This is a genomic window from Dysgonomonas reticulitermitis, assembly GCF_054601275.1.
Map to the genome: position 1 here is coordinate 106,990 of NZ_BAAHWU010000004.1, position 15,148 is coordinate 122,137.

At 38.3% G+C, this 15,148-nt stretch carries 16 protein-coding genes; 4 read left to right on the forward strand and 12 right to left on the reverse strand.

Annotated features, from left to right (window positions below; translation table 11 throughout):
• Window positions 1–8 precede the first annotated feature (8 nt).
• A complete protein-coding gene (tig, locus tag ACYPZI_RS03515) occupies window positions 9–1,388 on the reverse strand; it encodes a trigger factor (protein ID WP_459598651.1) in 1,380 nt (459 codons plus the stop codon).
• Window positions 1,389–1,660: 272 nt separating this feature from the next.
• Between tig and ACYPZI_RS03520 the strand changes: the two genes are divergently transcribed.
• Both ACYPZI_RS03520 and ACYPZI_RS03525 read left to right on the forward strand, forming a co-directional pair.
• On the forward strand, window positions 1,661–2,362 hold the full coding sequence (locus ACYPZI_RS03520) for a Crp/Fnr family transcriptional regulator (protein ID WP_459598653.1): 702 nt from the start codon (window positions 1,661–1,663) through the stop codon (window positions 2,360–2,362).
• Window positions 2,359–3,861: a GH3 auxin-responsive promoter family protein gene (locus ACYPZI_RS03525; protein ID WP_459598655.1), complete on the forward strand. Its 1,503-nt coding sequence runs from the start codon at window positions 2,359–2,361 to the stop codon at window positions 3,859–3,861. Before ACYPZI_RS03520 ends, ACYPZI_RS03525 begins: the two co-directional genes overlap by 4 nt.
• Window positions 3,862–3,917: 56 nt before the next feature.
• On the opposite strand, the gene pgl is transcribed toward ACYPZI_RS03525, so the two are convergent.
• The 6 genes from pgl to rpsF form a co-directional block, all read right to left on the reverse strand.
• On the reverse strand, window positions 3,918–4,643 hold the full coding sequence (gene pgl, locus ACYPZI_RS03530) for a 6-phosphogluconolactonase (protein WP_459598657.1): 726 nt from the start codon (window positions 4,641–4,643) through the stop codon (window positions 3,918–3,920).
• Window positions 4,640–6,175 carry a glucose-6-phosphate dehydrogenase gene (gene zwf / locus ACYPZI_RS03535; RefSeq protein ID WP_459598659.1) on the reverse strand — a complete coding sequence of 512 codons (1,536 nt, stop codon included), beginning with the start codon at window positions 6,173–6,175 and terminating at the stop codon, window positions 4,640–4,642. The genes pgl and zwf overlap by 4 nt, the downstream gene beginning before the upstream one ends.
• A gap of 26 nt (window positions 6,176–6,201) precedes the next feature.
• On the reverse strand, window positions 6,202–7,098 hold the full coding sequence (gnd, locus tag ACYPZI_RS03540) for a phosphogluconate dehydrogenase (NAD(+)-dependent, decarboxylating) (protein WP_459598661.1): 897 nt from the start codon (window positions 7,096–7,098) through the stop codon (window positions 6,202–6,204).
• Between the two features lie 351 nt (window positions 7,099–7,449).
• Entirely contained in the window at window positions 7,450–7,893 is a 444-nt protein-coding gene (gene rplI, locus ACYPZI_RS03545) for a 50S ribosomal protein L9 (protein ID WP_459598663.1), read from the reverse strand.
• A 17-nt stretch (window positions 7,894–7,910) separates the two neighbouring features.
• Window positions 7,911–8,180 carry a 30S ribosomal protein S18 gene (rpsR, locus tag ACYPZI_RS03550; protein WP_459598793.1) on the reverse strand — a complete coding sequence of 90 codons (270 nt, stop codon included), beginning with the start codon at window positions 8,178–8,180 and terminating at the stop codon, window positions 7,911–7,913.
• Window positions 8,181–8,537, reverse strand: coding sequence for a 30S ribosomal protein S6 (gene rpsF / locus ACYPZI_RS03555; protein WP_459598665.1), 357 nt, complete (start codon window positions 8,535–8,537; stop codon window positions 8,181–8,183).
• Between the two features lie 155 nt (window positions 8,538–8,692).
• Here rpsF and ACYPZI_RS03560 point away from each other — a divergent pair, with 155 nt between their 5' ends.
• Entirely contained in the window at window positions 8,693–9,163 is a 471-nt protein-coding gene (locus ACYPZI_RS03560; protein WP_459598667.1) for a MarR family winged helix-turn-helix transcriptional regulator, read from the forward strand.
• Between the two features lie 4 nt (window positions 9,164–9,167).
• Here ACYPZI_RS03560 and ACYPZI_RS03565 read toward each other — a convergent pair whose 3' ends face one another.
• The 5 genes from ACYPZI_RS03565 to ACYPZI_RS03585 are packed head-to-tail and all read right to left on the reverse strand — an operon-like array spanning window position 9,168 to window position 13,694.
• Complete coding sequence (locus ACYPZI_RS03565) at window positions 9,168–10,187, reverse strand: endonuclease/exonuclease/phosphatase family protein (RefSeq protein WP_459598669.1); 1,020 nt, start codon at window positions 10,185–10,187, stop codon at window positions 9,168–9,170.
• Complete coding sequence (locus ACYPZI_RS03570; RefSeq protein ID WP_459598671.1) at window positions 10,177–11,574, reverse strand: choice-of-anchor Q domain-containing protein; 1,398 nt, start codon at window positions 11,572–11,574, stop codon at window positions 10,177–10,179. The genes ACYPZI_RS03565 and ACYPZI_RS03570 overlap by 11 nt, the downstream gene beginning before the upstream one ends.
• A gap of 13 nt (window positions 11,575–11,587) precedes the next feature.
• A complete protein-coding gene (locus ACYPZI_RS03575) occupies window positions 11,588–12,310 on the reverse strand; it encodes a DsbA family oxidoreductase (protein ID WP_459598673.1) in 723 nt (240 codons plus the stop codon).
• Between the two features lie 42 nt (window positions 12,311–12,352).
• A complete protein-coding gene (locus ACYPZI_RS03580) occupies window positions 12,353–12,913 on the reverse strand; it encodes an NUDIX hydrolase (protein ID WP_459598675.1) in 561 nt (186 codons plus the stop codon).
• A 7-nt stretch (window positions 12,914–12,920) separates the two neighbouring features.
• Window positions 12,921–13,694, reverse strand: a complete 774-nt coding sequence (locus ACYPZI_RS03585; protein ID WP_459598795.1) for a peptidylprolyl isomerase — start codon at window positions 13,692–13,694, stop codon at window positions 12,921–12,923.
• Window positions 13,695–13,970: 276 nt separating this feature from the next.
• On the opposite strand from ACYPZI_RS03585, the gene ACYPZI_RS03590 reads away from it, so the two are divergent.
• A complete protein-coding gene (locus tag ACYPZI_RS03590) occupies window positions 13,971–15,092 on the forward strand; it encodes a redoxin domain-containing protein (protein WP_459598677.1) in 1,122 nt (373 codons plus the stop codon).
• The last annotated feature ends 56 nt before the right edge of the window (window positions 15,093–15,148 follow it).

Consider the following 15,148-nt stretch of genomic DNA (forward strand, 5'->3'; position numbering starts at 1 on the left):
TTCGTTATCTACTCCTCTGCCTTTTCTTCTTCTTTTTCAAAGAATTTACGGAATTCGTCTAGTGAGATCGTTTTTTCTTCTACACCTAATTTTGTTTTCAGAACATCGATAATCTTGTTTTCCATTGCGCGATCTAATAAATTACGTGCATTATCCTTGTTCTTCAGCATATCGTTCGCATAGTTCTCCAATATCTCGTCCGGAAGATTCATCATTCCGTATTGGGCAAACTGGGCTCTTGTTGCCTGTAAAGCAATAGTTTTCATGTCATCGTTTTCTATTTTGATGTCATTATCTTTTGCTATTTGTTCCTTTATCAAATGGAATTTCAGATCTGCTATGATTTTAGGATAGTCGTTCTCAAGAGATTCGGCTGTTCTTTCTTCCCCTGTAACAAGTAGCCATCTTTTCAAGAAAGCATCAGGGAACTCGAGATTACCTGTTTTCTTTTCAAGAAGCTCTTTTGCATCGAGTAAGAACTTGTAGTCGCTGTCCGGAGCGAATTGGCTGGCAATAGTTTCTTTTACTTTTGCTTTAAATTCATCGGCGTCTTTTACTGTTCCTGCTCCGAATACTTTGTCGAATAAGTCCTGATCGAGTCCGGCTTCTTGATAGCGGGTAACTTCAGTTATGGTAAACTGGAATTCAGGGGCAATTGTTTCAACAGCATTTTTATCTATGTGTAGAAGTGAAGCTATTTCTGTCTCGTTTCCTTCATAAGCTTTTCCCGGATTGAAAACAATAACATCCCCGGCTTTCGAGCCTGCGAATTTAGCCTGCTCTCCGGCGTCTTTTATGTATGACGGCATTACGATGCCCGATTCCACATTGATTCCACCTTCTTTTACTTTTCCATCTTCCAATTCAGCAACGACACCTCTTATAAGGTCGGTCTCTTTTGCGCCTTCTTCTACTTTCTCATATTTGCCGTAATAGGCCTTATATGATTCTATCTGTTTATCTACAAGCTCTTCATTCGCATCAATAGCGTAGTATGTGATCTTATCTTTCTTTGTCAGGTTTAGTTTTATTTCTGGAGCAAGAGCTATATCGAAATAAAAATCATAATCTCCTTCTGTCGAGAAATCAATAGGTTGTTGTTTTTCTTCGTTTGGAAGAGGCTCTCCAAGCACATTCAATTTATTTTCCTGAATATGGTTGTATAGGCTTTCGCCTACTATTTTGTTTATTTCTTCAGCCAAAATAGATTTACCATACATTTTTTTTACCATGCCTACAGGCACTGTTCCCGGGCGGAATCCAGGTACATTGGCTTTCTTACGGAATGTTTTAAGCGCACTTTCCACTTTTTCCTGATAATCTGCTTTCGCAACACTTATTTGCAAAATAGCATTCACGCTATCAGTATTTGTTAGAGATACGTTCATCTTAACGGGTTATTTTAGTTATTGTTATACGATTATTTTTTATAGATAAAGAGCGCCGGAACGCTTTTATTTTTAGTGGTGCAAAAATAGTCTTATTATTGTAATATTCAAAGAGAAATGTCAATTTATTATCTATCGCTTTCTATCTATAAAATGAATAATTATAGATAGAATGAGTTAAAAATATGTTTTGCAACATGTTTCATGATAAAAAATATTAACTTTGTTTTTGAGAAGAGTAAAAAACTTGATCCAATATCATAGTGCTAAATATGATTACAGATAACGGTAATGTTATTAAATTGTCAGAAAGTATCCCTGAAATATGGAATTTGCTAAATGATAAAGAACGTTCTATTATTTCGGCGAATGCGAAGATACTTACTTACAGAAAAAATGAGGTGATATACCGGGAAGAGGAAGTGCCTCAGGAACTTATGTGCCTTTGTAAGGGTAAAGTGAAAATATATAAGGAAGGAGTAGGGGGACGAAGCCAGATAATAAGAATGATTCGCCCGGCACAGTATTTTGGTTATCGGGCATTTTTTGCTAACCAGCCCTATGTCACTGCTGCATCGGCTTTTGAACCGTCGACCATCTGCTTTATTTCGATGCAGATAATAGAAGAAATTGTTTTTGCGAATCCAAAGCTGGGAATGTTTTTTATACGGGAACTTTCTACCGATTTGGGAATCGCGGATGAAAGGGTTGTGAACCTTACTCAAAAACACATACGGGGACGCTTAGCCGAGTCCCTTATATTTCTTATCGAAAATTACGGCTTGGAAGAAGACGGAGCGACCATCAGTATTTACCTGTCGCGCGAAGACTTGGCCAATTTGTCGAATATGACTACTTCTAATGCTATACGTACTTTATCCACATTTGTCGATGAACATATTATCACGATGGATGGCCGTAAAATAAAGGTTATAGACGAAGATAAGCTACGAAGAATCAGCAAAATCGGATGATTGCCAATATCGCCCATAAATATCTGGACTTTAAATACAGGGAAGTCGAAAGATTCATCAATAATCCGGTCGGTACACAGGAAAAAATTCTGTCATATCTCCTTCGTAATGGGGAGCAAACTTATATCGGGCAGCAATTTCAGTTTTCAAATATTAAAAATAAAGGTGATTTCAGGAATAAACTTCCTGTATTTCATTATGAGGATCTACGTCCATACCTGGATAAAATACTGGTCGACAGACAACAAAACGTGTTGTGGAATAGGCCGGTGGAATGGTTTGCTATGTCGTCGGGAACAACCGAGGATAAGAGTAAATATATCCCGGTTACAAAGGAATCTTTGACAAAAGGACATTACAAGTGTGGCGAGCAAATGCTGGCTATATATGGGCAAGCTAACCCAAACGCTAAATTTTTCTTTGGTAAAACGCTTGTACTCGGAGGGAGTAAGCAGATAAACAATATAGGTGATGGGATATTTACAGGAGACATATCGGCTATTTTGATCAGAAATCTATATTTCTGGGCAAAAAGGAGCCGTACTCCCGAAAGTATTTCTCTTTTACCCGATTGGGAAGTAAAATTGCAGGCTCTGACGGATTATGCTGTCAGAAACGATGTGAGGGCTTTCATGGGAGTTCCATCGTGGTTGCTCGTTCTACTTAAAAAGATTAAAGCTGATACAGGACGTGAGTTAACAGATATATGGCCCGATTTGGAAGTTTTTTTTCATGGAGGAGTAAGTTTTACCCCTTTTGAAGAACAATATAAGAAGTTGATACACAAGCCTGATATGTACTATTGGGAAACGTATAATGCATCGGAAGGCTTTTTCGGGGTGCAGTTTTCCAACGATTCTAAAGACATGCTTTTGATGTTGGACAGCGGTATCTATTACGAATTTGTACCAATGAGTGAATGGGATAGTGAAAATCCGAAAACCCTGACGTTGGAAGAAGTGGAGACCGGTCAGAATTATGCTATCATAATCTCTACTAATGGCGGGCTTTGGCGATATATGATCGGAGATACGGTTGAGTTTACTTCTACCAAGCCTTATTTATTCCGTATAACCGGCCGTACCAAGAATTTCATCAATGCTTTCGGTGAGGAACTGATTATCGATAACGCGGAGAAAGCGTTATCTGAAGCTTGCAAGGCTACCGGAGCACAAATATTGGAATATACGGCCGCGCCTGTCTACTTTGGGGATGACAATACCGGAGCTCATGAGTGGCTGATAGAATTTTCTGTAGAACCAAGCAATCTGAATAAATTTATAGAAGAGCTGGATATTAATCTAAAGAAAGTAAATTCAGACTACGAGGCCAAGCGATCTTACAATCTCTCATTAGGTGTGCCTATTGTACGTAACCTTCCAAAAGGGACATTTAATGAATGGCTTAAGTCTATAGGAAAACTCGGCGGGCAAAATAAAGTGCCCCGGCTGTCTAATAACAGAGATTATGTAGAAAGGTTTTTAGCTTTTATCGAATAGAGAGAGTGAAAAGGAGGATGTATCAAAGACCTTTTGACACACCCTCTTCTTGTCTCTTATAGCAAACTTGCAGCTTCTTCATCCAGAAACCAATATAAGTATCCTTTTTTAGGATTAACTTTGGCTGCCGGATATTTATTGAAGAAATCTTTCCTGTTTTTTATAATGTCTCTTACTTTCTCAGCTTTATTTTTTCCGGTAGCAAGAAAAACTACATATTGTGAGTTATTTACCACTCTGCCACTCAAACTTACACGTTGCAAGCCACTTTCCGGATGTTCGCCGATTACGCAGATGTCTTTACTATCCCATAGCTCGATTTGATTAGGAAATATAGATACGGTATGTCCGTCATCCCCTAATCCGAGCATAACCATTTCGAAACTAGGTAGATCCAGCTTTTGCATCAGTTTGCGCAATAGTATTTTACTATACCATTGAGCTTCTTCTTCCGGTTCGTTTTCTCCATGTATACGATAAATGTTGTTGGAGTTAATTTCCGGCACTTTATCAAACAGATGGTCTTTTGTCATTCCGTAGTTGTTCATCACATTTTCGGGCGGAACACAACGTTCATCTCCCCAAAAGAAATTAATTCGTTTCCAATCGACAGTTTCTCGGCAATGTTCAGCCCAATAGTCAAAGATGACCTTTGGAGTAGTTCCGCCCGACAAAGCCAGATTCATTTGCGGATAAACATCCGATAACTTCAATAAAAATTCAGTAAAACCCTGAGCTAAGGCTTCCGGGTCTTTAAATACCTTTACTTCTTCTTTTATCATAATTCACAATATATGCCGTCGTCTGACAGATTTTTACACGGATATCTCCAAGTTCGTTTTTCTCCTTCAATCAGGTTGTCTGCACAGTTAGGTCCCCATGAGCCTGCCGGATAGCCATGCAATGGAGCCTCCGGGTTTTTATCCCAGAAGTCGAGTAAAGGCTGTACAAATTTCCATGTGGCTTCCAAAGCATCACCTCTTATATATAGGGTGGAATCACCTGTCATACAATCCAATAAAAGGCGTTCGTAGGCTTCGGGAAGATAAGTATCCTGCAATTGAGAATAATGGAAATCCATATTCACATTTTTCACCTGATACCCGTTTCCCGGAACTTTCATTTTAGTCTTAAACAATATACCTTCGTCCGGTTGTATGCGAATAACAAGTTGATTCTCTTCACTGCTTAAATCCACACTCTCAGGGAATAGTTTCTGTGGCGCGGGTTTGAAGTGGATAACTACTTCCGATACCCGGGTAGGTAATCTCTTCCCTGTTCGTATATAGAACGGTACGCCACTCCAGCGCCAGTTGTCGATAAACAGCTTCATCGCCACATAGGTTTCCGTACGGGAGTCCGGATTTACATCCTTTTCTTCACGATAACCTTTCGCATATTTACCCTTTATATTAGCCGCTGTATACTGTCCGCGGATGACGTTCTTAAACAGATCATCGTTAGACATTGGGCGGAGCGCCTGAAAGACTTTAAGTTTTTCGTTGCGTATAGAAATAGAATCTATCGACATCGGTGGTTCCATTGCTACGAGGGCAACTACTTGTAATAAATGGTTTTGTACCATATCGCGCAGCGCTCCTGAATGATCATAGTAACTCCCGCGATTCTCTACTCCGATACTCTCGGCGGCAGTGATTTCGATGTGGGATATATAGTTCCTGTTCCATAGAGGCTCGTATATTCCATTTGCAAACCGGGTAACTAACATGTTTTGCACGGTTTCTTTGCCCAAATAATGATCGATACGATATATCTGATCTTCCTCGTAACTTTCCCGTAGTGAATTGTTGAGATCGATAGCCGATTTCAGATCTGTACCGAAAGGTTTCTCTATGATGATACGTCTGAAATTATCCTCCTCCTTGTTCAATTCTTGTTCGGCAAGAAATTTAGGTATAAGCGGATATAATGCCGGAGGCGTAGACAGGTAGAAAATGTAATTTCCATCTGTATTTTCTTCTTTGTCCAGCAGTTCCAGCCTTTCTTTTAGTCTAGAATATTCCGTCCCTTCGTCCGTATTTATTGACAGGTAATGAAGTTTCCGGCAGAAAGAATCTAATTCGTCATCAGCAACGTCTTTTGCTGTGGCGAATTGTATGATGCCATCTTTCATTTTCTCACGAAAAGAGTCGTCCGTAAAAGGACTTCGGGCTACACCCAATACAGCAAAGTTTTGAGGGAGCGATTGCTGTTTATATAGATCGAACACAGCCGGAATCAGCTTCCTGTAGGTTAAATCGCCTGAGGCTCCGAAAATAATCAGAGCCAGGTTTTTTATTATTTTTTGTTTCATCTTTTATTGTTAGTTCAAAAGATGGGTTATCCTTTTTTTATTTCATGTCCGCCAAATTGGTTTCTCATAGCGGCAAGTAGTTTCATCGCGTAAGACGATTCTTGTCTCGATTCAAATCTGGTAAATAAAGAAGCTGTGATAACATGAGCCGGTACGTCAAAATCCATAGCTGTTTGAACAGTCCAGCGACCTTCTCCACTGTCGGCAACATAATCTTTAATACCATCCAGATTTTCATTTCCTTCAAGCGCGTTTCCTATCAATTCCAGTAACCATGAACGTACAACAGAGCCCTGCATCCATACGCGTGAAACTTTTTCCAGATCCACATCATAAGGAGAATTTTTCATTATTTCGAAACCTTCGGCATAAGCTTGCATCATACCATATTCGATACCGTTGTGAACCATCTTCACCATGTGCCCTGAACCACTTTCTCCACAACGCATATAACCGTTTTCGGGAGCCAGGCTTTTAAATATAGGCTCTCCAAAATCGCAAGCGTCTTTGTCCCCACCATACATCAGGCAGTAACCGTTTTGAAGTCCCCATACGCCACCGCTGGTGCCACAATCGATATAATGTACTCCTTTTTCTTTTACTTTTTTGCCACGTTCTACAGTTTCTCTCCAATAGCTGTTTCCTCCGTCAACGATTATATCGTTCGGATTAAGCAATGTAAGTAGTTCGGCGATATTCTCTTCTACCGGTTTTCCTGCCGGAACCATCAGCCAGACAAGTTTACGTCCTTCTAATTTGTCTACTAAGTCTTTTAGGCTCGAAGCCGGAATAGCACCTTTAGCTGCGGCTTCGTCCACTTCTTTCTGTGTCAGGTTAAATACTACTACTTCATGTCCGTTGTTCAACAGGCGTTCTACCATTTTACCGCCCATTTTACCTAATCCTACAAATCCAATCTTCATATTATAAGTATATTAATGTTTATTATTTATAACAAGTTAAAGCTCGAAAAGATTTTGATAATTAATATTTTAAAGCTTTACGAAGTTAGTGATTTCTAATGAAATTAACTTAAAAAAGAAATTTCTTTATGTTATGCCAATCTCTATCTTCTGATTACTAATGCCTTATTGATAGACGATCATATATAGAAATTATTTATGGAGCAATGGTGTTGATAATATTTATCGATGTATGTCAGAAACGAACAAGATGCACAAGCTGATGTACATTGCCAGTTTCTGACATGTACAAATATAAAAAAAGGACTGCCTTTTGAGCAATCCTTCTTTCTATATTTTGTCGGATATTTTTTATTCCGATACCACTTCGAAAGGAATTTCGACAGAAACTTCTTTGTGAAGTTTAGCAATAGCTTTGTAGCTTCCTACTTCTTTTACCGCGTCTTTGATGATGATAACTTTTCTATCTACATTGTAGCCTAGTTTTTCAAGAGCTTCTGCTATTTGAATATTAGTTACCGAACCAAAGATAGTACCTGTAGAGCTGGTTTTTGCACCGATAGTAAGGGAAATACCTTCCATCTTGGCGCCTAATTCCTGAGCATCTTTTTTGATTTTCTCAAGTTTGTGAGCGCGTTGTTTCAGGTTTTCAGCTATCACTTTCTTTGCAGACTCTGATGCTATCACAGCTTTACCTTGAGGAATAAGGTAGTTACGTCCGTAACCGTCTTTCACAGTTACTATTTCATCTTTATACCCCAGGTTAAGGATGTCTTCTTTTAATATAACTTGCATAACTTTTTCCTCCTTTTTTATTTCATTAAGTCTGTTACATAAGGAAGCAACGCCAAATGACGGGCTCTTTTCACAGCTTGCGCTACACGACGTTGGAATTTAAGAGATGTTCCTGTAATACGGCGAGGAAGTATTTTCCCTTGCTCGTTAAGGAATTTCTTCAAAAATTCAGGATCTTTGTAATCGATATACTTAATACCGTTTTTCTTGAAACGACAGTATTTTTTCTTTTTGATATCAACTGAAGGCGGAGTCAAATATCTGATTTCTGATTGTTGTGCCATAATTTAATTCTCCTTTACTTCTTCTTTTTTAGACGATTTTAGACTTCTTCTCTTTAGCGCATATTCGTGTGAGAATTTATCTTGGCGGAATGTCAAGAAACGGATCACACGTTCGTCACGACGGAAGTTAACTTCTAGTTTGGCGATAACAGCCGGGTCAGCTTCAAACTCTAACAGAGCATAAAAACCGGTGGATTTCTTCTGAATTGGATAAGCCAATTTGCGAAGTCCCCAGTTTTCTTCATTCACTATTTTGGCTCCTTCATTAGTCAAAATAGTTTTGAATTTTTCTACCGCTTCCTTCATCTGTACATCAGACAAAACGGGAGTCAAAATGAAAACGGTTTCGTAATTGTTCATAAATTAAATAATTATAAATTAAACATGTCATTTTTACAAATGAGCCGCAAAGATAGTTTTTTTTCTTTAGACTACAAACGCTAAAGCCATAAAAAAAATCTTTGATATACAGACTTCTTATGTTACATTTGTACAATAAAACAAAGCCAGGACGCATGGAAAATAAAGAAATATTAGATTTGGATCAGGACTTGGATCTTATCTTTCCTATTATTAATGGGAAGGTGTCGATGGCTATTAACAGGATGATGTACCGCAATTTCAGGAAAGAGGGATTGGAAATAACGCCTGAGCAATGGACTGTGCTGGCGTTCTTATGGCATGAAGACGGCGTTACCCAACAAACTCTATGTAATTCCACGTTCAAAGATAAGCCCAGTATGACCCGTCTTATAGACAATTTGTCCAAGCAAAATCTGGTTTATCGCAGTACTTCTGCTAAGGATAGGCGCTCTAATTATATTTACCTGACCGATTTTGGGAAATCGATAAGAGAAAAGGCTCAGAAAGCTGTGCAGCAAACAATGGATTCTGCACTTGCAGGTATTGATGTGGAAGGGCTAAAGCAAGTGCGTATTTTGCTAATGGCTGTTTTTGGAAATATCCGAGAGGCATTGGAGAGATAGATAATTATTTTATTATCAAATCTAAATAAATAGGTAAATGGTCGCTATATCCGCCTAAGTATTTCCATCCGGAATAAGTTCTGAAAGGCTTTTGGCCTCCATATTTTGTATCTTCTTCCATCAGAAAATCATCCTTGAAAATAGAAGCGGCTTTATTTTTTATTGAAGTTCTGTTCACTTTGTTCAGTAAATTACCGCTGACTATAAACTGATCGATAAAATTCCATTTTCCCCTGTACTTGTATGAACCGGCATCTTTTTCTTTTAGCCGGTGATAAAACAGATTGTACAAAGCTTTAGGCGGAATGTTATCTTCAAGTCCTTTTGCACCCAATACTTCGTGTAAGCTCGCATTATCGGGATAATCGTTAAAGTCTCCCATAATGATGATATTCGCTTTTTTTCGAATTCGGAAAAGGCTGTCTGTTTTTTGTTTAAGCAATTGCGCGCAGATGATTCTGTATGGGGTGGTCTTTTTTATACCTTCGCTTCGGGAAGGGAAATGGCAAACGAAAATATCGAGCAGATCGCCATTTACAACTCGTCCTGTTACATGCAATATGTCTCGTGTGGTTTTTACCGAATCAATAACGGGTCTGTATGATCTTCTGCTTATCAGTCTCATCTGGTCGCGCTGATATAACAGGGCTATATTTGAACCCCGGTGATCTTTCGAGCCTGTAATTACATATTCATACTTATCTTTTCGTAATGGAGTTTGTGTTGTCAGATGATGCAGGATGGATTTATTTTCTATTTCACAAATGCCAATCAGGGTAGGAGGATAATTTTCTCCCACAGCATGAATAACCTTGCTTACATTTTTCAGTTTATCCCAATAACGTTGCCCGGACCAATGCAGATTTCCTTCGGGTGTGAGATCATCATCATTTGTGTCGGGATTATTTTGGGTGTCATAAAGGTTTTCCGGATTATAAAACATGATACGAAACTTTTCCTGAGCTACAATATAAGCACTTGAAAAAGAAAGTAGTAAAATGAATAGCGTTATCTTAATTTTCATAACATCCAATGTCCGGACCTGAATCGTAGAGCCGTGATTTTCCCTTCAAGTCGAGAGGAACAAAATAAGAATAGGTTTTATCGGCTTTGCCTATTGCCGGAGATGAAGATTGTAATTCAAAATTATAAGAATAAATGCCCGCGCTATTCAGGTCTTTGAATTGAGGATCGGAATTCCATATGGCATTTATAAAATGGTTGTCTGAGATTTGAGTTCCTTTGATCAGGCAGTTACGGAACTCATAAACAAAAGGAATACTGCTTATCCCCTTTAATAGGATTTCGTTTGATACTGATCCGTATATGATCGAATTGGTGAAGTCACATTTAGTGAGAGGATATAATTCGTTTCCGTATGTATTGGTTAGCAAAAGGCTTTCGGTTTGACGTGCCGACCATCTGTAATAATTAGCCAGTGTACAATGCAAAAAAGAATATTCGCCACCTGACAGAGATACGACATACTTTCCGGAATTTGCAAACAATCCGTTCTCTATATCTATATTACAATTTATCGCCTGTAGTCCGTACTCAGATGTGTTTTGTACTATAATATTTTTCAATATAGCTTTTTTGTCGCCGGCATCCGACTCAGAAAAAGTTATACCTTTTGTCGCATTTTTTATTACTACATATTCCAGAGAATTATTATAGCTACCGGAATGAAAAGTAATCCCGTCCCATTGTCCGGGTACATTGTCGTATGGGATATCTGCTTCAATGTTATCGAAACGGCTACCTCTGAAAGTAACAGGGGCTTGTGCTGTCCCTTTGGTATCGAGGATTCCGTTTATCTTTATAGAAGCATTGTTCTTCATAAAGAAAATAGCTCCTTCCTCAATATTAAGAGTTACATCTTTATTTACAACTAACGAATCATATATAAGGAAGGGCTTTTTGCCGGTCAGGGTAGTATCTTCTTTTATTACTTTATTCTTCCATATATATACGTCTTGTCCCACTGCCTCCAACTGGAGATATTGAGTATTGCCGTTTACTACAAAACGGATGGAATCTCTTATCAGAAGCGGATTTTTTGAGTCTGCGGGATCGACAGTTATTTCTACAAAGCCGTAAAGACTGTCTTTTTTAAGTATTTCTATATTCGTCAGTTTTGTACCTTTTTCGCCGTCTATATTCATCCTGAATCCGCTTTTCGAGGCATTCACCAATTCGATGGATTCGATTCTTAAAGAATTTTCATTCCGGTTGTAAATCTTGAAATGCCTTGTAGCTGAACCTATAGAGGAAAAAACGGTGTCGAAGCTAATCGTGTTTTCCGAAAAAGCCAATGTCAGATTTTTATCCGTAGAAAAATCGTCCCCGTCTTTACAGGCGTAGAACGCAATGAATAAAAAGATTGTGATAAGGCTGATCTGTTTTTTCACCGGTAAATATAATTTAGCTGCAAACTCCGTCTATCGAGCAAGACTGCCCGCTTATTATCTCTCCGTTTCCGGAAGAAATCCCGCTTTCCCATTCCTTATATGCTTCATTCAATACCTCAAGATATTTTTCGGACGCGATGGAGCCTTGTACAATTTGTTTATTGTTGAAGATATAAAAAGGAATGTATTCCAGATCATATTCATTTTCACTGTATTCAATATCTTTTTTAATATCCGCGATATATTTATCACTTGACAGGAGAGATAATATACCGGCTTCTTTTAGCCCGATCTGAGTTCCCAATTGTACCAAAATATCCTGACTGCTAATGTCCAGGCCTTTTACAAAATAGGCATCAAATAATATTTCTTCCGCTTCGGTAGCCAGGCCTGATTCATGGGCCAGCTTGACCAAACGAAGGGCATCTGATGTGTTGGCTACGATCAATTTGTCGAAATCGTAATTCAATCCGACTTCTTTTGCCAGTTCTGCAACTTTTCCTTCCGATACGCGGGCTTCTTCCTCGCTCATATCAAACTTTTTGGCAAAATAATTGTAGATTGTCTGATCTGTGGCCTTTTTAGGTAGATCCGGGTTTAACTCATAGCTATGCCATTCCAATTCAATATTTTCCTTATGAGGAAACTTATCGAGCGCTATTTCCAGTTTTCGTTTTCCTATATAGCAATACGGGCAAGCTATGTCGGACCATATCGCGATTTTCATTTTTTTCATTATTCCTAATTTTACAGATTATTGAATTATATAAACAAGCAATCACATCAAATGGTTTGTGGCCAGGTATTTCCAAATAGTTGCCACATGCATCGATTGTCTTATTTCATCCTTCAGTAATATCTCTTTTAATTCGTCTAAAGATAACAAATATACGGTAATATCTTCAGAAGGTTCCAGATGCTGTTCCGATATTTTTTCTACATCCGTCGCCAGATAACAGTAGGTGGTATTGGTATGTGTGCCGGGATTGGCGGATGTTGTCATTATTTCTTCCCACTTTCCGTTTCCGTAACCTGTTTCTTCCAACAGTTCACGTTGTGCTGAAATGAGTGGGGACGCGTCGTCTTCGTCACATACTCCGGCGCATAACTCCAGCGAAGTCTTTCCATGTCCGTGTCTGTATTGACGTATCAATAAGAACTTATTCTCTTTGGTTATGGCTAACGTACAAACCCAATCCGGATATTCATATATATAATAGTTGGGTATTTCGTTCCCATTGGGTAATTTGACGTGATCGCGACGGACAGTGAACCAAGGCACCCGTGATAAGTATTCACTGCTCAGTACCGTCCATTTCTTATCATCTGTATTATCCATCACTTTTTTATTCTTCCAGAACAACAACGTTCATGAAAATATTTTTAAATGGTTTATCTTTCTCGTTTGTTTTTACTTTTTGTATTTTGTCTACCACATCCATTCCTTCTATCACTTCACCGAAAACAGTGTATTCATTATCAAGGTGAGGTGTTCCTCCCCTTACCTTGTAAAATTCACGCTGCTCTTCCGTGTATGTGATTTCCGGTTTTCTGGACTCGGCTTCTTTTTCTGCTTGTCCGAGAAGTTTGGCTCTTAATTCAGCGATAGCCTCTTTCCTCCCATCTTTATACATGCTCTTTATGGAATCCATATTTTGAGATTGTAAGTCAGAATATATTTTTTGTTTCAATCGCTCGAAACGTTGCTTTTCTATTTCATCCAGCTTGTTGTCGGAACGGATTACTCCTGTTACAATATAAAACTGGGAAGGGTCAGATGCTTTTTCCGGATTTTCCGCGTCTCCCCATCGAGCGGCGGCCAAAGCCCCTCTTTTATGGAAATACATTGGAAATTTTATTTCAGCAGGGATTGTGCTTCCCATTGTTTTGTCTTCGGCGATGGTATCCTTCTCTGCCATATTTCTGGTCTTAGGATCACCGCCTTGTATCATGAATCCATCTATTATTCGATGAAAAATCAGGTTTTTATAGAATCCTTCTTTTGCCAGTTTCAAAAAATTGTCTCTATGGATAGGCGTTTCGTTGTACAATTTTACTTTTATATTACCATAGGTAGTTTGAATTAATACAACCGGTTCTTTGGGTTTGTTGCTACACATCGTTACTGAGAATAAGATTAGAATTGAAAAGCATATAGTCTTCATGACTTTATCGTTTTTATGAATAGGAGCAAAGGTAATTATTTTAAGGTGAAAAATCGTTCTTGCCCTGTCAGCTTTCAGAATCTTTTAAGATTAGAAATTCTGCGTTATACTCGGAGACAAAAATAGAAATTATTATTACATTCTGTTAAATCCGGAGACAAAAACAAAATTGTAAAGATCAATAATCGAATGATTTATTTATCTTTGCATATCACTTATCCGGTTATTTAAATGAAAAAAGTAATTTTATTCCTGTCTGTTTTGTTGTTCGTTTTGTCATCTTGTCAGGACAAAAAATCTTATACGGTTGAAGGCTCTTTCGATACGAATATCTATGACGGGCAAACAGCGTATATATATTCCGAGACAGAAGATAGCTTAGGGCAGGTGACTCGTACAATTATAGGGTCGGATGTAATCAAAGACAGTAAATTTTCTATAAAAGGAAATCTGACAGATGATCCGGGTATGGGGATTATAACTGTTGGTGAGTTTCACATTACAGATGGATATGATGATAAAGCTTTTAATCCGGTCAATTTTGTTTTAGAACCCGGTACAATTAAATTTTCTTATTCCAGGTCGGCAATATCTATCGGAGGTACAGAAAAGAATGATGAGCTGAACAAAATGTATGAGCAGATAAGCCGGATATTGACAGTAAGGAATGAAATAATCGATTCGGGGAAAACAGGATGGCTTGCCAATAACGAGTATCAGCAAAGGACAACTCCTATCAATGCTGATTTGCAGAGCGCTATATATCTCTTTACCCGTAATAATATAACAAACAGGGCAGGGGAGTTTTACTTAAGAGAATCTCTTGAAATGTTGAGCCGTGATCAGATTCTTGAACTGTACAATATGGCGTCGGAATCGTTTCGCAGCCGTCCTCAATTAAAAACTTTTATAGAGGAACTCACGCGGGTTGTGCCCGATGTTGGTATGACTTATGCAAATGTAGAGCTTTATGATAAAGATGATAAGCCGGTTCCTTTGTCGGATTATGTCGGTAAAAGCAAGTATGTGCTTTTAGATTTCTGGGGTTCTGAAAAATCGAGCTTTGATGAGGTTCCAACTTTGATAAAGATATATAATAAATATAAAGAAAAAGGACTTGAAATAATTGGTATTCCTCAGGATTTGGATAAGAAAGAATGGACAGAAAGCGTTGCTAAATATAAAATGCGTTGGCCTCAATTGGCAGATACTACAACTTTTGCCATAGACAGATACGGCATAGAGAAGTTGCCATATACCATTTTGATCGATCAAAGTGGTACAATTATCGCAAAAGATTTGAATGGAAGTGTTCTGGAGAATAAAATATCTGGGATATTTGATGCAAAATAGACAAAGAGTTGATATATTTGTTATTTGATAGACGTTCGAAGTACTATATTTTTATT